The sequence below is a fragment of the Pseudomonas sp. A-1 genome (assembly GCF_004801855.1).
Classification (GTDB): Bacteria; Pseudomonadota; Gammaproteobacteria; order Pseudomonadales; family Pseudomonadaceae; genus Geopseudomonas.
Genome location: NZ_SSTC01000078.1, coordinates 1 through 18,831, shown reverse-complemented (window position 1 = coordinate 18,831; position 18,831 = coordinate 1). Strand labels below are relative to the sequence as shown.

Annotated in this window: 7 protein-coding genes and 4 pseudogenes; 3 read left to right on the top strand and 8 right to left on the bottom strand. The window is 63.8% G+C overall.

The window, feature by feature from the left end:
- Positions 1-288: 288 nt before the first annotated feature.
- Positions 289-630 carry a DUF2790 domain-containing protein gene (locus E5198_RS16290; protein WP_178084087.1) on the top strand — a complete coding sequence of 114 codons (342 nt, stop codon included), beginning with the start codon at positions 289-291 and terminating at the stop codon, positions 628-630.
- Positions 631-705: 75 nt separating this feature from the next.
- On the opposite strand, the gene E5198_RS16285 is transcribed toward E5198_RS16290, so the two are convergent.
- The 3 genes and pseudogenes from E5198_RS16285 to E5198_RS16275 all read right to left on the bottom strand — a co-directional run bounded on the left by E5198_RS16285 (position 706) and on the right by E5198_RS16275 (position 3,164).
- A complete protein-coding gene (locus tag E5198_RS16285; RefSeq protein WP_136491022.1) occupies positions 706-1,536 on the bottom strand; it encodes a DMT family transporter in 831 nt (276 codons plus the stop codon).
- Positions 1,537-1,648: 112 nt separating this feature from the next.
- Positions 1,649-1,926: pseudogene (glyA, locus tag E5198_RS16280) on the bottom strand (serine hydroxymethyltransferase); the annotation flags it as partial.
- Positions 1,899-3,164: a benzoate/H(+) symporter BenE family transporter gene (locus E5198_RS16275; RefSeq protein WP_136491021.1), complete on the bottom strand. Its 1,266-nt coding sequence runs from the start codon at positions 3,162-3,164 to the stop codon at positions 1,899-1,901. The pseudogene glyA and the gene E5198_RS16275, both read right to left, overlap by 28 nt.
- A gap of 336 nt (positions 3,165-3,500) precedes the next feature.
- On the opposite strand from E5198_RS16275, the gene E5198_RS16270 reads away from it, so the two are divergent.
- A complete protein-coding gene (locus tag E5198_RS16270) occupies positions 3,501-4,997 on the top strand; it encodes a PLP-dependent aminotransferase family protein (RefSeq protein ID WP_136491020.1) in 1,497 nt (498 codons plus the stop codon).
- Positions 4,998-5,263: 266 nt separating this feature from the next.
- Here E5198_RS16270 and E5198_RS16265 read toward each other — a convergent pair.
- A pseudogene (locus E5198_RS16265) lies at positions 5,264-5,391 on the bottom strand (IS3 family transposase); the annotation flags it as partial.
- A 60-nt stretch (positions 5,392-5,451) separates the two neighbouring features.
- On the opposite strand from E5198_RS16265, the pseudogene E5198_RS16260 reads away from it, so the two are divergent.
- Positions 5,452-5,631, top strand: a pseudogene (locus E5198_RS16260) (transposase domain-containing protein); the annotation flags it as partial.
- Between the two features lie 341 nt (positions 5,632-5,972).
- Here the strand turns inward: E5198_RS16260 and E5198_RS16255 are convergent.
- From E5198_RS16255 to E5198_RS22065, 4 genes and pseudogenes are all read right to left on the bottom strand, one after another.
- Positions 5,973-7,340, bottom strand: a complete 1,368-nt coding sequence (locus tag E5198_RS16255) for an HlyD family type I secretion periplasmic adaptor subunit (RefSeq protein ID WP_136491019.1) — start codon at positions 7,338-7,340, stop codon at positions 5,973-5,975.
- 13 nt (positions 7,341-7,353) lie between these two features.
- The gene (locus E5198_RS16250; protein ID WP_136491018.1) at positions 7,354-8,370 is read right to left on the bottom strand and encodes a glycosyltransferase; all 1,017 of its coding nucleotides are present in this window, start codon (positions 8,368-8,370) and stop codon (positions 7,354-7,356) included.
- A 229-nt stretch (positions 8,371-8,599) separates the two neighbouring features.
- Positions 8,600-9,268 (bottom strand): annotated as a pseudogene (locus tag E5198_RS16245) (hypothetical protein); the annotation flags it as partial.
- Positions 9,219-17,417: a putative Ig domain-containing protein gene (locus E5198_RS22065; protein WP_372239892.1), complete on the bottom strand. Its 8,199-nt coding sequence runs from the start codon at positions 17,415-17,417 to the stop codon at positions 9,219-9,221. The pseudogene E5198_RS16245 and the gene E5198_RS22065, both read right to left, overlap by 50 nt.
- Positions 17,418-18,831 lie beyond the last annotated feature (1,414 nt).

Below are 18,831 nucleotides of genomic sequence, written 5' to 3'. Positions count from 1 at the left end.
GGCGGCGGACAGGCCGCGCGTCGCCCGAAGATGCCCATCCAGACGCGCGCGCCCCGGGCGGCGAATCGGCGGCGGCAGTCGGCCCGCGGCAGCGGCCGTAGCACGCACCGGGCCGGGCGCGAGAGAAGCGGACGAACGGCCGCGCCCGCGGCAGCAGGGCGGACCCAGTCTGCTAGCGTTACGGCTGACGGAACCCGTGCAGGGTTGCCGGACAGCCGATGCCCAACCCGGTGCCCCTGCATCGAAAGATCATGATGGAGCCCGATTCCTGATTCCGGGAGGCATCCCATGAAGCTGTTGAAAAGTCGATCCATGCAGTTGTGCTGTGCCGTCGCCGTGCTCTCGGCCGTGTCCGCCACGTCCGTGGTCATCGCGCAAAGCGAAAGCGATACCCCGCCCCCGCTGATGGTGATGAAGGGCGTTAAGGACGTGCAGACCCCCGAGTTCAAGCAGTACCAGTACGGCATGCCGCTGGACATCTCCAAGGTGGTCAAGGTCGAGTACTTCATTCCCGACAAGGCCAAGACCTACTGCGGAGCCATTCCCGCGGCCATGACCTACGAGGACTCCAAGGGTGAAAAACGCGGCCTGGTCTACCTGTACCCGGAGACCTCCGGCTGCACCAACTAGGGCATGAAAGGCGCAGTCACGACCGGCGCAGTTGCGGCTGCGCCGGCCGGCTGCAGGTGAATCCCCCCAAGCACCTCAAGGAAGCCGCAGGGCCACCGCGCCGAGCGCGATGACGCAGGCGGCGGCGATGCGCACCGCACTCAGCCGTTCCTTGAGGATCAGCCCGGAGATGGCCGTGGCGAACAGGATCGAGGTTTCCCGCAGGGCGGCGATCACCGCCACCGGGGCCTGGGTCATGGCCCACAGCGCCAGGCTGTACGAGGCGATGGTGCCGAAGCCACCGATCAGTCCGTAGTGCCAGTTGCCGCCGAGGTAGCGGACCAGCGCCCCGCGCCTGTGCAACTGCGCCAGCGCCCAGGCGACCAGCGCCAGGCCGCTGAGCAGGAAGATCCACAGGCCATACGCGACCGGCGCCCCGGACAGGCGTACGCCGACGCCGTCGATCAGGGTATAGCCGGCGATCACCCCGGCATTGGCCAGCGCGAGTCCCAGCCCGGGGCTGCCGGCGAGCCCGCGTCCGGCCATGCCGAGGATGCCGCCGCAGATGATCGCGATGCCCAGCCAGGCGCTGCCGCTCAGCGGCTCGCCCAGCCAGTAGATGCCGAGGACCGCGACCAGCAGGGGCGCACAGCCGCGCATCAGCGGGTAGGCATGGCTCATGTCGGCGACCTGATAGGCCCTGGCCAGCAGGGCGTAATAGACCACCTGGAGCAGCACCGACACGGCGATGTACGGCCAGCTCGACGCGGCCGGCTGGTCGAGGAACGGCAGCGCCACGCCGGCGAGCAGTGCAGCCGAGCCGGCGACCAGCACGGTGGTGAGCAGCTTGTCGCTGCCGCCCTTGACGATGGCGTTCCAGGAGGCGTGCAGCAGGGCCGCGAACAAGACGATGCCGTAGACGGTCACGAGGGGAGTCCTTGCGGGATGGCTCTCCAGTGTATAGCCGCGCCGGTGAAACTTTGACGGCCGGCGCCGCTCAGCCCACCGCCGCGCGCAGCCCGCCCTCAGGGCCGTGGGTTTACCGATACACCGGATGGCGACGGCACAGCTCCACCACCTGTTCGCGGACACGCTGGGCGACCTGCTCGCTGCCACCGGATTCCAGTGCGTCCAGCACGTCACAGAGCCAGCCTGCCAGTTGCTCGCACTCCGGCACGCCGAAGCCGCGGGTGGTCATGGCCGGGGGGCCGATGCGCAGCCCCGAGGTCACGAACGCGAGCGCGGGTCGTTCGGCACCGAGTTCTTGTTGGCGGTGATGTAGGCGGCGCTCAGCGCGGCAGGCGCACGCCGGCCGGATCGCGACCGACCCTCCCTTCAGTGCTGACAGTCTCGGCGACCGGCTCGCGACGCGGCAGGCGACCGTTGAGCACGGCATGGGCCAGCAGGCCGATCAGCAATCCCCAGAACGCCCCGCCGATCCCGAACAGGGTGATGTTGGCGGCGGCCGCCAGGAAGGTGATCAGCGAGGCTTCGCGGGACTTGGCGTCGGTCATGGCGCTGGCCAGGCTGCCGCCGATGGTGCCCAGCAGGGCGAGCCCGGCCAGGGTGGTGATGAAGGTCGCCGGGAAGGCCATGAACAGCGCCGCGAGGGTGACGCCGAAGACCCCGACGAGGATGTAGAACAGGCCTGCAGCGATACCGGCGATCCAGCGTTTGCCGGGTTCCTCGTGGGCGTCCCTGCCGGTGCAGATGGCTGCGGTGATCGCGGCGATGTTGAAGGCGTGCGAGCCGAACGGCGCCATCAGCAGGGAACCCAGCCCGGTGACGGTCACGATCGGGTTGGCGCTGGTGCGAAAGCCATCGTTGCGCAGCACCAGCATGCCGGGCATGTACTGGCCGGTCAGGGTGATCAGAAACAGCGGCAGAGCGACGCTCAGCAAGGCATTCAGCGAGAACTCGGGCACGGTGAACACCGGCGCGCCGAACTGCAGCGTCAGCCCCGACAGCTCGACCCGTCCCTGAGTCAGCAGGAAAGTCAGCCCCAGTACCAGGATGCCCACCACCGCGTAGCGTGCGGTGAAGCGCTTGAGCAGCAGGTAGGCGACGATCAGCAGCCCGGCCAGCAGCGGGTCGAGGCTCATGCCGGCGAAGGCGCCGATGCCGAACTGCAGCAGGATGCCGGCCAGCAGCCCGGAGGCCACGCCCGGCGGGATCAGGCGGATGACCTTGTCGAAGCAGCCGGACAGCCCCAGCAGCACGAAGGCGGCGGCGGAGATCAGGTACGCGCCCACCGCCTCGGCATAGGGCGTGCTGCCCAGGGCGACGACCAGGAAGGCCGCCGCGGGCGTCGACCAGGCGGTGATGATCGGCTCGCGGGAAATCCAGCTGAGCAGCAGCCCGGTCACGCCCACACCGATCGACACGGACCACACCCACGAAGCCGTCAATTCAGGGCTCAGCCCTGCCACCTTGGCTGCCTGGAAGACCAGGATGAAGGTGCCGCCATAGTTGACGAGGACCGAGATCAGACCGGCGACAATCGGATGGACGAGATCGCCGGGGCGAACGGGGGTCTTTGACGCTGAAGACGACATGGCTTGACGGTGCTCCTTGCAAAGCGAGGCGCTTGGCCTCGAATGGAAGGAGATTTATAGCGCCACATTGGCCTGTCTTGCCCATACACTTCAGCAAGACAAGCCAGACCACTTTTCGGGCCGCCTGCCGAATCCTGGGCGCCCCGGACTCAGCCATGCACGCGGGCGGTTACGTTCTCCGTGCAGTGCAGACAGGCGGCACCCGGATTGAGGTTGCAGTCCGTCTCGACAGGAACGGCACCCGATACTCGCCGGGCACCGCACTGGCGACGGGCAGATTCCACGAATAGACTGGCCTGCCCTTTCAGGCCAGCCCAACCATCCGGGGCAGACCACATGGCGAAGACCTTCGAACTCGAAACGCTGAAGATGCGGCTCAACGATGCCGAGTTCCGACTGCTGGATCTGCACCAGCGGATTCAGCGCGCCCTGCGCGCACTGATCCTCGACGGCGCCCTCGCCCCGGGCCTGAAGCTGCCGGCGACCCGCGCCCTGGCCGGCTCGCTCGGGGTGGCTCGCGACACGGTCGAGAACGCCTACGTGCAACTGCACCGCGACGGTTTCATCGTGCGGCGCGGCGGCTCGGGCAGCTATGTTTCGCAGACGCTGGGCAACGAACTGCGCGGGACCATGCGCCGGCGCGGCAAGGCGCAGGACACCCGGCGCAACGAGGCGCCCCCCGGACCGGGCCTGAGTCGGCGCGGCCGGATGATCCTCGACAGCGGCGGCGTGGCCGATCAACAGGTGATAAAGGCCTTCGCCACCGGCCTGCCGGAAACCCGCACCTTCCCCACCGATGTCTGGGAACGCCTGCAGCGCCGGGTCGTGAAGGACTGCCAGGGCAATGTCCTGTTGCATGGCGATCCGCAAGGCGCCGAGCCGCTGCGCAAGGCCATCGCCACCTATCTGAATCTCGAACGCGGCGCCAAGTGCTCCGCCGAGCAGATCCTGGTGCTGAGCAGCACGCGCCAGGCCCTGTTCCTCTGCGCACAGTTGCTGGTCGACGCCGGCAAACCGATCCTGCTGGAAAACCCCGGCTACTACGGCGCCCGGAAAGCCTTCGAGACCGCCGAGGCGGGGATCGTGCCCATCGACGTGGATGCGCAGGGCATCCGCACCGACCTGCTGCAGGCAGACCGCAGCGGCGCCCAGTGCGTGTATGTCACGCCGTCCCATCAATACCCCAGCGGGGCGACCCTGTCGCTGGAGCGCCGGCTCGAGCTGATTCGCTGGGCCGTCGAGCAGGACAAGTGGATCATCGAGGACGACTACGACAGCGAGTTCCACTACGACGGGCTACCGACCGCCTGCGTGCAGGGCCTGGACAAGTACCAGCGCACCCTCTACATCGGCACCTTCAGCAAGACGCTCTACCCGGGCTTGCGGATCGGCTACATGGTGCTGCCCCACGAGCTGGTCAGAGCCTTCACCTACGCGCGCAGCATGATGGATGGCCACACGCCACAGATCCCTCAGCTGACCCTGGCGCGCTTCATGGAAGACGGTCACTACAATTCCCACGTCCGCGCCATGCGCAAACTCTACGGGGAACGCCGGGCCATCATGCTCGATGCCATCGGCCGGCACCTGAACGGGATTGCCACCGCTCTGCGCCCGCCGGGCGGGCTGCAGATCCCCTGCCTGCTGGCCGCGGGCTGGTCGGAGGAACAGACCATCCGCCAGGCTGCCAGCGTCGGCGTGCAACTGTCCGGCCTCAGCCGGCTGTACGCCGGTGAGGCAACGCAGCAGGGCTGGCTGCTCGGTTATTCGTCCTTGGCGGGGCATGAAATCGAAACGGCCATGCGGCGCCTGGCCGGTGCGCTACGTGCCTAGCAGCCTGTCTGGCCAGAGTGCAGCAGGGTCCATGAAACACAGGGTGGCGACTGGCGATTCACGTGTTGCTTGTCCAGCGATCCTCCCCCGCAACGCCGAAAAACATGTCGGCCAGGTACTGAAATGAGCGCTTCCGAGTCAGTCTGGTTACCTGCCGCCGATCTGCGGCCCTGGGTCGATTTCCACATTCAGTGCAGTACACCGGAGGCGTCGGGGCGGCTGACCACTGAACCGCCCCGAGAACTCCGGAGGCTCTCTGGTTTGAGTCATGCCGCCCGGGCTGACTCGTCGATTTGTCGATAATAGCGGCTTCAGCTTCCGCCGGCGGGATGTTGCCGATGGAACTCAGCAGCCGGCGGTTGTTGTACCAGTCCACCCAGGTCAGGATTGAAATGGTGTCCACGATAAAATAAATACGTGGACACCATCGCTTAGCTGGGCGGGGTCAAACCAGGCGGGATGCCTGGACGGTTACCGTGCGGCTGCGCTGATGCCCCTGATCCAGTCAGCGCGACCGAACAGACATGATCCGTATGCCTACCTGAGTGGCGTGCTCACACGCCTGCCAACGCAGAAGACCAGCGCACTGACTGAACTGCTGCCACACAACTGGGTGCCCGCCAGCAAGGTGTGATGCCCGGCCGCTTACCGCCTACCTGCTGATCCCCCTACCTGAATAGGCACTGCACACTTCTCCGTGTGCAGTTGTGGGCGGGGCGCATAGATATTTTTCAAGGCATAGTACAGAATAAATCACTGGATATAGATCGCTCCGGACTCACCTTCCCCGTAAGCAGGCTCATATGCTAGGGAGATGTGTTCGCCGTCGCTTACCATTCAGTCACTGGTTGTGCGCCAATTGGAACAGCAAGGACAACACGGTGGTATCGCGAGTACCGACGACAGCCAGCCAGTGGATGCCTGACACTTGGCTCGACAACGCACCCGTCAATGTTGGGAATGACGGAGCACTGCTCATCGCTCCCGGCCCGCCTCGTGCCAAGCCTTTTTCACTGGTGATAGTAGGTATTCCGCCACAGTGCGGTCGCCCAGCAATATTTCTGCCGTGGCCTGCATCCCAACGGACAGGGGATACTTCATACCATCCATCTCTAGGGCATCCCCGTCAAGTATCACCAAGGCTTTGTAGCGCAACGGACGTTGCCCGACTCCGGTCAGCCCCTTGTCACGTGCTTCCTCCTCGCTCTGAGCGTCGGCGCTGACGTGCTCGACGGTGCCGTGTCCCATGCCATACTTCTGGAAAGTGTAAGCGGCGAGCTTCAGTTTGACCGGCTGACCCGGTCGCACGAAGCCGATGTCCTCATTGGAGACCCACACCTCCGCCTTGAGCTTTTTTTCTCGGGGCACAAGACTGGCCAGCACAGTACCGGGCTGCACCACGGTGCCCGCCGTGTGGGTCGCCAAGTCCTTGATTACGCCGTCCTGCGGAGCCCTGAGTTCCAGCAACTCGCGCCGGTGTTGCTGCTTTTCCTGCTCCTTGGCCAGCTTGTCTATCTGCGCTTGTACCTCGGTGCGCTCAGCGTGCAACTGCCGCAAATAATCCGCCTCGATCTGCTTGAGCTTATTCTGTGACTGATCAATGCTGGCCTGAGCGGACGCGATCAAGTGTCTCTGTGTAGCTAGCTCCTGCTCCTTTTCGATTCGCTCACGCCGTTTTTCCGAGCCCATTAGCGCACCAGCAAAGCCATCCTTAACGAGTTTTTCGTAAGCCTTGTCCTGCTCGCGGTAATGCGGCAGTACGGCTTCGAGCCGTCTCCACTGCTGCCGGGCAGCCGCCAATTCCTGTTGAGCCTTTATCAGACGGCTGTGCTCTTCAGCCAGCGCAGCGGCCAAAGCATTGCGGTTGGCCTGGTATTGAGCACTGGTTTCCCGCACTAGCGCCATCGGAGCTAGTGCCTCTGGTTGGAAGGGCTGACCAGCGAGTTCTGCGTCGATGCGGGTAAGTTGAAGCCGCTTGCGCGCAAGCTCTATCATGAGAGCATCGAGATCGGCGTTGGTGATAAGAGCGTCCATGCGCATGAGCACCTGACCGGCGCGTACCGCCGCCCCCTCGCGCACCAAGATTTCCTTGACGATGCCGGCCTCCGATGGCTGAACGATCTTGAGGTAGCTGGCGGGCACCAGCTTGCCGTCAGCCACCGCGACGATGTCCAGCCGCCCAAGTAACGCCCATACGATGAGAAAGGCAAACAGCATCAGGAATGCCCTCAACACCCGCCGCCCCTGCGGATGCGGCGCGCTGTGCTGCAAACGAATAAGCGGTGGATGGAAATCCAGATGATCGCTGTGCGCGTGTTGTACGAGGGACTTCAATGAAGGCATGCCGGGGGCTCTCCTAGGGACATTGGGCATGTTGGGTAGGATCAGCCTTCCAGCTGTCAAGAAATGCCCGCTCGATGAGGGACAGGCTTTGCTCTACGGCTTGTTCAGGCGAGAAATACCGATGGGTGCTCTGAAACGTCTGGGCAGCCTGCCGGTACTGGCGCTTGTCGAGCAGCTCCTGCAATGACGCGGTGACGCTGTCCGCATCGATCCGGCCAACGAGCAACTTGCCCGCGCCCAGGGCCTCCACACGATGTGCAAAGAGCGCCTGCTCGACATGCCGGGGCCGCATCGCCAAGGGCACTCCCGCCAGCAAGGCTTGGGTCGAGAAGCCGCCGTTGCCGTAGCCAAGCGCCAGATCGGCATGTTCAAGCAGGGGCGGCAGGTCAACTGGCGCCAGCGCAATGCGCAAGCGCCTAGTGGCGCAACGTTTCGCAGCCTCGGGGCTCATGCCAGGCGCAACACATAGCACTTCGGCATCCAGCCGGACGAGCGCCTGCAAGATGGCCGCAAAGCCGGGTACGGCGGGTCGCAGGTAGGCCAGCACTTTTGGACCTTCCCGGCTTTGCCAGGAAACGCGCAAGGCGTGGGGCACCGAGACGATGGGCCCGACGTAGCGCCCATTCGGACGCGCGCCGTAGTGGTCGAGTTCGGCAAACGTGTCCAAAATGTCGTACTCTCCAAACAAGTTGCGCACACGTACCGCCCTTGTATGACCCAGCGACTTCTGCGCCGCATCCAGCACGCAGTCGAGACTTGTCTCGGCAGTGGCGAGTGCCTGATCGGAAACCGGCTCCCAAGACCGAATCGAGGGCCAGGGATGAACAGCGGGGGGAATCACAAAGCCGTTGCCGATGGAGAGACGGGGAATTTCGGCGAGCTGTGCCGCCAGCAAGGCCGTCGGCGCATGGTCGGCGACCAGCACATCAGGCCGTACCAACGAAAACAATCCCTGCCAGGCGTTAAGCCGAGCGGCCACATCCCGCACATCAGCAAACCCGCTGACACGCAGCACGTCGGCGTAGTTCACCGGCGCCCTGCTGCCCGCACCTGCCTGTGGGGTCAAGGGCGCAGACAGCACGGTGATACCAGGCGCCGGGACCTGCCCGGCGGGTAGCCGAACGTCCTTCAGCGCCAATGTCACCCCGTGCCCACGGGCCACTAGTCCTTGTGCCAGCCGCAGACACCGGGCGAGGTGCCCGAAGGCCTCGCCCAGTTCCCACGCGATCAGGACGCGCGCCATCGGCACGGGTGACGGCTTACCATGACAGCTTGCCCACGCCTTCCTTGATGCCGGAAAAGCCCTTGAGCTGAGTGCCCGTGCCGCAGGTCAGCGACACAGCATCGACGCCGCCGCGTGCACCGTGGGCACCGCCTTGCATCCAGCCAGCCAAGCCAGACAGATCAGAGCCCTGGTTGGCGTGGCTCCAGGCCGGTGCGCTCTGCCGCTCGGCGTCGAGTCGGTTCAGAGCATGCGTCAGTTCCGCCCAGTGGCGCTCCACGTCGTGGTTGGCCTGGCCCTGAGCAGCCTGCTCGGACGCTTGCTGCTGCTCGCCCCATTGCGCGAACCAGCGGCGATCCAGTGCGGGCAAGGTCGAATGGTGCGACTGGTCGGACTTTTCATCGCGCCTGAAGCCGTCGAGGAAACGCCCCAGCGGATCATCATCGTCGTCACCGCGCTCCGATCCGTGCTTGCGACCTGGCTGGCCCGGCGAGGCGCTCGCACCGTCGTTGATGTTGCCGCTGTGCCCGGGTGGAGGCGCATCTGCGCCGTTGCCCACACCCTCGTTGCCCTTGGTGGCGGTCGGCACCACAGTCTTGTTGCCAAAACTCACCGTGAAGTCATCCGAGGCAGTCGAGCACTCGCCATGGCCATCGCTAGTGGTGACGCGCACATCGATGCTGCTCTTGGCATTGGCCGGAGCTGTGCCGCTGAAGGTCTGCGTGGCGGCGTCGAACTTTGAGCCAGGTGGGCAGCGCCTTGCCGTTAGAAAGGGTCGCCGTGTAGCTCAGCGTATCGTTGCGATCGGTATCTTTAAAACTGCCTGCGGGCATTTGCCACGAGAACGCCTTGCCCTTGGCAAGTTGTACATCACTCAGGCGGCGCACCAGATCGGGCGTATCGTTGGAGCCCTGCACGGTCACCGTCAATGCGCCGTCGCTGTGTTGGGTGCCGTCACTGGCCAGATAGTTGAAAGTCTCCGTAGCCGTCTCGCCTACGCCCAAGCCTTGCACCTTACTGGAGCAATCATCAAGCACATAGGCATAGGTACCGTTGGATAGTAGCGTCAGCACGCCGTATTCACCTCGGCGGATACCCGGATCGGCGACGCGCAGGCGCTCGCCTTCCGGATCGCGGTCATTGGACAGCACATTGCCCCAGGCCAGCAGCTTGCGATCCTCGATCACGTTTGCCGCATCGGGTGCCGTGACCGGTGCCTGGTTGCCGCCGCCGGATTCGACCGCCAGGGCGAAGCTCTGGCTGGCCTGTGCGCCAGCGAGGTCGGTGGCGGTGACCCGCAGGGCATAGTTTCCTGCCGAGGCCGGAGTGCCGCTGAAGGTGCCAGTAGCCGCGTCGAATGCGAGCCAGTCGGGCAGTGCGCTGCCGTCGGACAAGGTGGCCGAGTAAGTCAGCACATCTCCTGCATCGACATCGACGAAGGCCGTTGCGGGCAGTTGCCAGCTCAGTGCCGTGCCCGCGCGTCCGGTCTGGTTGGCGAGCAACGTGCCAACCTCGGGCGCGTCGTTGACGTTGGTCACGCCGATGGCGAACGTCTGGCTAGCCAGAGCGCCAACCACGTCAGAGGCCGTCAAGCGCACGGAAATACTGCCCACATCGCCGTTGAGCGGGGTGCCGCTAAAGGTGCGCGTTGCCGCATCAAAACGCAGCCAGGTCGGCAGCGCGGAGCCATCGGTTTGGGTGGCCGAGAGCATGAGCGTGTCGCCCGCATCCACGTCGCGGAAGGCATCCAGCGGCACGGCGAAGGCAAACGGTGCATCCTCGGTCGCCTGCTGGTCGGCCAGTGCGACGGCGACTTCCGGCACGTCGTTGGTGTTGGCTACCGTGAGGCTGAACGACTGGCTGACGCTGGCGCCGATCAAATCGGTGGCCGTCACGCGAATCTCCACCGCACCGACGTTGTCGTTGCCGGGCGTGCCGCTGAAGGTACCGGTTACCGCATCCAGTTGAAGCCAGGCAGGCAGCACAGAACCATCGGCCAGCATGGCCGAGTAGCTCAGGCGGTCACCCAGATCGGCATCGACAAAGGCGTCCGTCGGCAGGGTGAAAGTGAAAGCAGCGTCTTCGGTCGCGGTCTGCGTGGCCAGCGCAGCGCCGATGGCCGGAGCGTCGTTCGTGTTGGTCACCTCCAGCCCGAATGTCTGGCTGGCCGATGCGGCCGCCAGATCGGTTGCGGTCACGGTGAGTTGCAGCGCATCTACATCACCATTCACCGGAGTACCGGAGAAGGTGCCGGTCTGCGAATCGAATGTGAGCCAATCGGGAAGCAGATCGCCGTTTGCCAGCGTGGCCGTGTAGGTGAGCACATCGCCCACGTCGACGTCACTGAAGCTGCCAGCGGATAGCGTGAAGCTGAAGTCGCTATCTTCCAGGGAGCGCAGGTCGGACCAGGGCCTGCCGACTTCGGGCGCGTCGTTGGTGTTTTGTACCGTGACGTGGAAGCTGTGCAGACTCGATGCCCCCAGCGTGTCTATGCCTTGCACGATGATGTCGAACTCGCCTACGTCGCCGTTGTCCGGCGTGCCGGACAGGGTACGCGTGGCGGCGTCGTACTGCAGCCAGTCCGGCAGCGTCGTGTAACCAGAGACCATGACCCGCGTCAGAACGTCGTCGCCATCGGCGTCGATGAACAGGTCGTCTGGCAGCACCAAGTTGAAGGCTGCATCTTCCAGCGCGATTTGATCGTCGATGGGATTGGCCACTTCCGGTGCGCGGTTCATGAACTCGCGCAACGTGACGGCGGTGCCATCTGCAAACTCGAAGCTGTCGATCACCGTGCCACCGTCAGTGCCTTCTGGAGCGTAGTTGCTTACGCGTACCACATCGCCATTGGCGCCGTAATGGATGAGCAAGTCGTCGCCATCCACTTCCAGCCGCACGTCCTCGCGGGCGATGCCTTCGCCGAAGGTGAGCACGTTGCCGATTCCCGCATCGAGATCATCCTCGATCACGTCCTCGCCATCGCCCAGATTCACTACATAGGCGTCACGCTGGGCGCCACCGCGCAGGACATCGTTGCCCAAACCACCGGTGAGCACATCCTCGCCGTCGCCCGACTCCATCACGTCGTCGCCGTCGTAGCCGTAGAGGCGGTCGCCGACGTTGCTACCCTCGAGGACGTTACCCGCGTTGCCGCCCTCGACCACGAAAGTCCAAGACACCAAGGTGGCGTAATCCACCGCCGTGCCGTCGGCGAACTCGAAGCGTTCGATGGCGTGGCTGCCGAGTACGTCCTGCGGGTTGAAACCTGTCAGGCGCACCATGTCACCGCCGGCACCATAGGGGATGAGCAGGACGTGGCCGCCGTTGCCGCCCGTCTCGAAGCGCAGGTTGTTGCGCAAATCGTTCGGATCGATGCCGGGGCCGAAGCGCAGCACGTTACCGACATCTTGTTCAGCTACGTCATCGATGGTGACGATGCCGTCGCCCAGCTTCACCACATAGGTGTCGTTGCCGCCTTCGCCCGCCAGCCAGTCGCCGCCCGGGGTGGCTTCAAACAGGTCGTTGCCGTCGCCGCCCCAGACACGATCCGTGAGTGTAGTTCCCTTGAGTGCGTCGCTTTCCTCCGTGCCGACGATGTCGAAACCACGTGCAAGCAATTCCTCGTAGCCGATCTCGTCGCCGTCGATACCAAAGCGGAAACGCTCCACGGCGCGTGATCCACGCGGGTTTTCCGGATCGAAACCTGAGAGACGAATGCGGTTGCCTGTGTTGTCGAGATCGAGGATCAGAAAGCCCTCGGCGTCGTAAGACAGGAGAACGTCATCGAGGGTCGTACCCTCAGGCAGCACCAGCGTATTGGGCGCATCGCCGTTTTCGCTGTCGATGATGGTGTCGCTGCTCGCATCGGCGTCGATGAGGTAAAGATCGCCGCCTGCGCCGCCGCTCATCGTATCGTCGGACTCGCGGCCCTCAATCCAGTCGGCCAGCGCCGTGCCGGTGAGCACGTCGTCGCTGGGTGTGCCGATGATGCGGACGCCGCGCGAGAGCAAGTCGTCGAATGACAGACTGGTATCCCACCAGGGCATGCTGATTTCCGAAACCGGCGCTTGCATGACCTCTGCGCGTGGGTCGAACCCCGCAAAACGGATGGCATCGCCATCTTCGGTCAAGCGCAGCAACAGGTCGCGTCCGTCGAACTCCAGGCGCAGGTCGTCAGAGTTGATTTCGCCAGTGATCTCGATGCGGTTCGTGTCCTGCTCGCGCCAGGTCTCGGCAATGAGCGTCTCGGTTGGGCGAGTGCCCCACTCCTTGTGAATACGGTAGGTGTCCGAGCCTGCACTACCTACCAACCTGTCTCCGCCGCCTTGGCCATTGAGCGTGTCGTCGCCGTCGCCGCCGATCAGCGTGTCGGCAAACGGCGTATCGTCGAGCCAACCGCCTTCATCACCGGCCATTTCGGTCTTGCCCGTGGGTTCGATGTTCTCGGCCACGATCTCAGTGCCATCGGCGAAGCGGATGATGTCCACCGAGCGGGTCTGCGTGGCTCGATTCGGCTCATAGCCCCTCAGGATCACCCGGTCGCCAGGCTGGCTGGCGAACTCGATTACAAGATCGCCGTTACGCTCTGAATAGCGCAGGTCTTCGGGCCGGATGCCGGGGCCGAAGGTGAGAATGTTGGGCGCATCGTCGATGATGGTGCCTCCGTAGCCGCCCTCACCGCCGTCCCAACCGCCGCCATAGCCACCGTCACCTCCATCCCATTCGCCACCATAACCGGACGACATAGCAGCAAGCGCAGGCATTTCACCGCCGTAACCGCCTTCACCATCGCCGTAGCCCCAGTTGAGCACGCGATGGTCGTCGTCAATGGTCACTTCGCCGTGGCCGGGTTGATACACGTAGGTGTCGCCATCCCATTCGCCGAAGAGTTGGTCATTGCCGGTGCCGCCGGTGAGTTGATCCGCACCCCAGCCGCCGTAGATCACATCGTTTCCGGCATTACCCTCCAGCACGTCATCGCCATCGCCGCCGTGGATCAGGTCGTTGCCGTCACCGCCGAGGATGACATCGTCCCCGGCCAGACCCAGCGCAATGTCGTTGCCCGCACCCGCGTCCAGCGGGTCGACATTAGGCGTGCCGTAAAGCACGTCATCGCCGTCGGTCGAGGTGTTGTTGGCGAAGTTGGCAGAAGCAAACAGATCGCCGGACTGCGCATAGGCCACCGCCCCCATACCACCCGCCGGAGCCACTGTGCCGGTTAGCTCGAAGCCCGCGCCGTCAAAGGCCAGCGGCGCATCGGCCGTTGCCGACAGCAAGGCACCCGCATGGGCCTGCAGCCAGCCCGCAAGGTCGAATACACGCGTCTTGCCATCCGCGTCGATGAACTGGATGCGCTCCAGATCGCCAGGCAGATCGTTGATGCGCGTGTTGTCGAGCATGATCGAGCCGCCTGCGCCTGCATCCAGCAGTAACACCACCCGTCCGTCGTGATCCAATGCTGCGGAAAGCATCGTCGGCGTCAACGTGGCACCGAAGGACAGAGTGTCCGTGCCCTCGCTAGTGCGTAGCGTATCTTTGCCATCGCCGTGGTTGAAGACAACCACATCGTCGCCCGCGCCGGTATTGATGTTGTCGTTGCCTGGTTCTCCGGCAACCAGATCCTCGCCCGTGCCGGAGTAAACATTGTCGTCGCCGCTGCCAGCAGACACCCGGTCATTGCCGGCCTCCAGGTAGACGTTGTCGTTGTTGCCGCGCGCCTGCACGGTGACCGACTGGCCGGTGTAGTCGTAAATGTCATCGTCAGCCTGGCTGCCGACAATATTGGTTGAGTCGCCCCAATAGCGCTGCTGCCAGCCCATCTTGCCGCCATCGACCCGAGCGATCACGTCGGCCAGCGTCCAGTCGGTGCCATCGTCGAAGCGGAAATGCTGCAGCGCTCCGCGCCCAAGGTCGTCCCAGTTGTCGGAGCGAACGACCAGCGCGTCGTTGCCACCGATGCCAATGACCAGGTTGTAGTAGCCGACATCACCCGCCTGGCCACTCCAGCTCGCATCCCCCAACTGCACCGACACATTCTCGGGTCGGATGCCCGGTGCAAACACCACGGTGTCGTTGGCCACCGCCAGGCTTGCGCCCACCGCGTTGTCCAGCCCCATGCCCACGGCAACGCGGTAGCTGTTGTTGCCTTCGCCGCCGTAGAGCCAATCCCGGTCTGCGCCGCCATCCAGCGTGTCATCACCGGCTTCGCCGAAGATCTGATCACTGCCCGCACCGCCAGTGAGCACGTCGTTGCTTTCGCGACCACAGAGCGTGCTGTCCTTCTCGGTGCCGGTCAGCGCATCTTCGCCCGGCGAACCGTAGAGGATTTCCGAGCCTTCGCTGACGTTGAGCTTGGCCAGCACGTCATTGACGTTCAAGCGAGCACCGTTGTCAAAGTCGAAACGGTCGATGCGCTGCCAACTGTTCAACCAATCCTTGATGCGCACCACGTCACTCGACGCGGCGACGGTGGCAATCAGGTCGTTGCCGTCGCGGGTAAAGCTCACGTCGTTCTGGCCGATACCGGACTTGAACAGCACACTGCCATAGTTGTCGGCAATAGTGTCCTGGCCATCGCCAGTGCCGAAGCGATAGATGTCATAACCGCCCAGGTCCTGGAACTGGTCGTTGCCGCTGCCGCCGTCAAGCGTGTCGTTCTGGTAGCCGCCAACGATGGCGTCGTCCCCGGTAGTGGCTGCAAGAGCCCGGGATGCCAGCTCGGAGCGATCCCAAACCGTGCCGTCGGCAAAGTGCAGTTGTTCGATCCCTCGCTCGGTAGACCAGGTATCTGCCTGACCGCGCACGGTGAGTTTGCTGCCATCGGGCAGCGTGACAGCCATGTCGCCTTGCAGGGTCCAGCGCACGGTCACGTCAAGAGGCGTGACACCTGCGGTCAACTCCACCGTGTCCGTGCCAGCGGTGTAGCCGTCAGTGATCACGTCCTGACCGTCCCCCAAGCCGAAGTGGTAGGTGTCGGAGCCTGAGCCGCCTTCCAACAAGTCGTTGCCAGCGCCGCCCACCAATACATCATCGCAACCGTTGAAGCCGCGCAGCTCATCATTTCCTGCTTCGCCCAGCAGGCTGCGGGACTTGATTGTCTCTGCATCCCATAGCGTGCCGTCGGCAAAGGCAATCTCTTCCACCGCATAGCGGTTGCTCTCATTGAAGTGGTTCTTGACGACGAGCGTCTCGCCGGTGTCGCGAATCGTGATCTTCAGGTCGTCGCTGACCTGCCAGCCGTTGACCGTGCGCACCCGCTCCAGCCGTACATCGGAGGGCAGCACACCCGTCTTGAGTTCGATGCGGTCGGTCTCGCCTTGCTGCCAAGAGTCCTCAATGATTGAGTCGTTTCCATCGCCACGGCCGAAGCGGTAAGTGTCGCCCTCGTCGAACGATTCGTAGACCTGATTCCCCCAACCAATGGCACCCCCGCCGCGCAACACATCGTTGCCTGCACCGCCGTCCAGGATGTCCCTGCCCGCGCCGCCGAGCAGCACGTCATCGCCGCCCTGGCCGGTCAGCACATCCGCTACCCGCGAGCCGATGATGGTTTCCGCCTCTTCGCTACCGGCAAAGAGAATGGCTTGCACGTTGGCATAGGACAGCACTGTGCCGTCGGAAAAGGCAATGCGCTCGATTAGGTAGGGACCATTGACGCCATTCCAGGCTACGTCGAAATACTGCTTGAGCGTCACCTGATCGCTGCTGCCGCGTATCGCCAGCACCAGATCGTTGCCGCTGCGGATGAGCTTCACGTCCGCAGGCGCCACTCCTTCCCTGAAGCGCAAGGTGTCGGTGTTGCCGGAGGTGTAATCACCGTCAATCACCGTGTCTTGCCCGTCGCCCCGGCCGAAGAGGTAGGTGTCGTTGTCGTTGGGGGAGACTTGCGGCGTGGTATTGCGCTCGACGCGATAGCTGCCGTTCTCGTAAATCCAGTTCCAGCCGCTGGAGCCGATCAGGAGGTCATTGCCCGCGCCACCGTCGATGACGTCATTCCCACCATTGCCGATCAGCGTATCGTTGCCCGACTGGCCGGTGATCCTGTCTCCGGCAGACGAGCCGTAGATGGTGTCGTCGCGCTCAGTGGTCGCGGACACGGTGGCGCGCAGAGCATCATCGTGGCTCCACACCGTGCCGTCGTCGAAGACGTACTGGCCAACGCCATTCTGGCCCCACCAGTAGCCGCCGAGCGGCACGGACAGCGTCTCACCGGTATCGACAATGGTGAAGACGAGGTTGTCGGCGTAGTCTGCCGTGACCTGAACGTCTGCTGGATTGAGCCCCAGCAGACGTACGGTGTCGCGTTGCACGCCGTTCTCGGCGTAGTCGCTGACGGTGTCGTTGCCATACCCACGCCCGAAGACGTAGGTGTCGGCCCCAGATTCACCCGCCAGCACATCGTTGCCCGCACCACCGGAGATCAGGTCGTCGCCCGCACCGCCATAAATGCGGTCATCTCCGCCTTGGCCGAACAGGCGGTCGTTGCCGTTGTAGCCGTAGAGTGTGTCCTTTCCGTCGCCCGCCAGCACGATGTCGGCCTTGTCGGTGAGTCCCGTCACGTCATCGCCACTGGTCAGCGTACGCACTTTGAACTCGTTGAGCAAAGCCGTGATGCCCGTCGTCTGCGGCAGGGTGTCGATGAGGCTGTCGAAGTCGGCCAGGCCCTGCCAGTTGGTGCCGGAGAGGAAACCAGTGGCGTAGCGGTCCAGATCGAGCAGGTCGCCCAGGTAGTTCTCCGGATCGGCGGCTTTCTTGGCTGCGAGGGCTTGATTGAGTTGGGTGGCGTCGAGCCGCAGGCCGCTGTCGTCGATGACGAGTTCGATCTGATCGAGGTAGGGCTTCAAGCGCGTCTGCATCACCAGGCTGGCGTAAACGCTTTCCTTCAGGCTGTCGTAGGCCTGCTGCAGCAGGTCGAGCTGGGTCTGCGAGAAATTCACGCGCATGGTCGGGAAGGCTTCGATGGCCATCGCAGCGCCACCACTGCTTCCGCCACCACCCGATCCCGCCGAGATGGCCAGTCCCCAGCTGGCCCCATCGGTTTGGCTCTTCTTCTCCGGCAGGTTGAAGAAGTACTGGCCGTTGAAGGCTTCGAGCACGTGCAGCTTGCGGCTCCACTCACTGATGAGGTCGCGGTAGCGATCAGAGAGGTACATTCCGCCGAAGTCGCTCATCAGCGCAGCACCACCGGCACCACTGCCCACGCTGCCGGAGGAGATCGCAGCGAAGGTCACGGTGTCGATACTGCTGCTGCGCCTCTCGTTGCCAAAGGCCTCGTAGACGATGCGATATTTGCCGGCGGCGCGCTCTTCGAGGCTCCTGGCCATGCCTGAGGTGTCGGCCCAGGCGGTGATCATCCGATCGAGAAGGGCCTTCTGTTCGGAGCGGGCGGGGGCCGACTGGAACTGCGCCAGCACGCCCGCCACACTGCTGGACTGGGCAGCGGCTTGTTGCAGTTCGCGTACGTTGCCGGCCCCACCCATGGTGGGCAGACTCTTGATGGACTCGGGGACTTCGATCTCGTTGGCAAACTTGGTGGAAAAGGTGTCGGTAGCCAGGCGGAACTCTCCCATGCCGCCCGTAGAACCGTCGGCTCGAGTGAAGCTGCCTTCGCGGGTGAGCTGGTTGCCGTTGGCGAACCCTTGGTTCTTGAGGGTGTTGGCTAGGTGCAGGCTGACGATCCCGGCATCCGCCAGCGAGATCATTTCGCCCATGCCGGTCTGACCGTCTTGCGAAACGTCACGCCAGAGTTTGAGGCTGGTAAAGGCGGGGTCGCTGGCATCGAGGATGCCGTCGCCGTTGGCATCCAGCGCGGCCAGAGCGGTAAAGCCATTGGGTGCTAAGGTGCCGTTGGGCAAGGGCGTGAAGTCGCCGAAGAGCTCAGCGCCGGACTCGATGCTGCCGTTGGCGTTCCGGTCCCAGACCAGCAATGTGTCATTCGGCCCGACCCAGCCGGTTTTGGTGAGCACGCCGTCGCCGTCATGGTCGAAATAGATGTTGGAGGCAAGGCTAACGGTTTCAAAGCCATTACCGTCTAAGTCGAGGATTATGGGGTCACGGGGCCAGTCCCAGTTTTTGGCGCGATCCCACAAGTCTTTGATGTCTTTGCCGAGGCCGTTGAGGCTCTTGATCAGGTCGAGCAGGGTGTCGAGAGTAATTTTTTCTAGGTATTCCGCAATGTCAAAATCTTTACCTGGGCGGTTGCAGGAACTGAGTGCAACAAGGTTATTGGAGTGAAGCAGGTGCCTCATGATGCTTGGCCATCAGCTCGGT

What these genes read in the sequence shown, in the direction of transcription:
- E5198_RS22065 (WP_372239892.1), bottom strand. Translation starts at nt 17,417, where the DNA reads ATGCAGACGCGCTTGAAGCCCTACCTCGATCAGATCGAACTCGTCATC.
- E5198_RS16275 (WP_136491021.1), bottom strand. Translation starts at nt 3,164, where the DNA reads ATGTCGTCTTCAGCGTCAAAGACCCCCGTTCGCCCCGGCGATCTCGTC.
- E5198_RS16270 (WP_136491020.1), top strand. Translation starts at nt 3,501, where the DNA reads ATGGCGAAGACCTTCGAACTCGAAACGCTGAAGATGCGGCTCAACGAT.
- E5198_RS16255 (WP_136491019.1), bottom strand. Translation starts at nt 7,340, where the DNA reads ATGCCTTCATTGAAGTCCCTCGTACAACACGCGCACAGCGATCATCTG.
- E5198_RS16290 (WP_178084087.1), top strand. Translation starts at nt 289, where the DNA reads ATGAAGCTGTTGAAAAGTCGATCCATGCAGTTGTGCTGTGCCGTCGCC.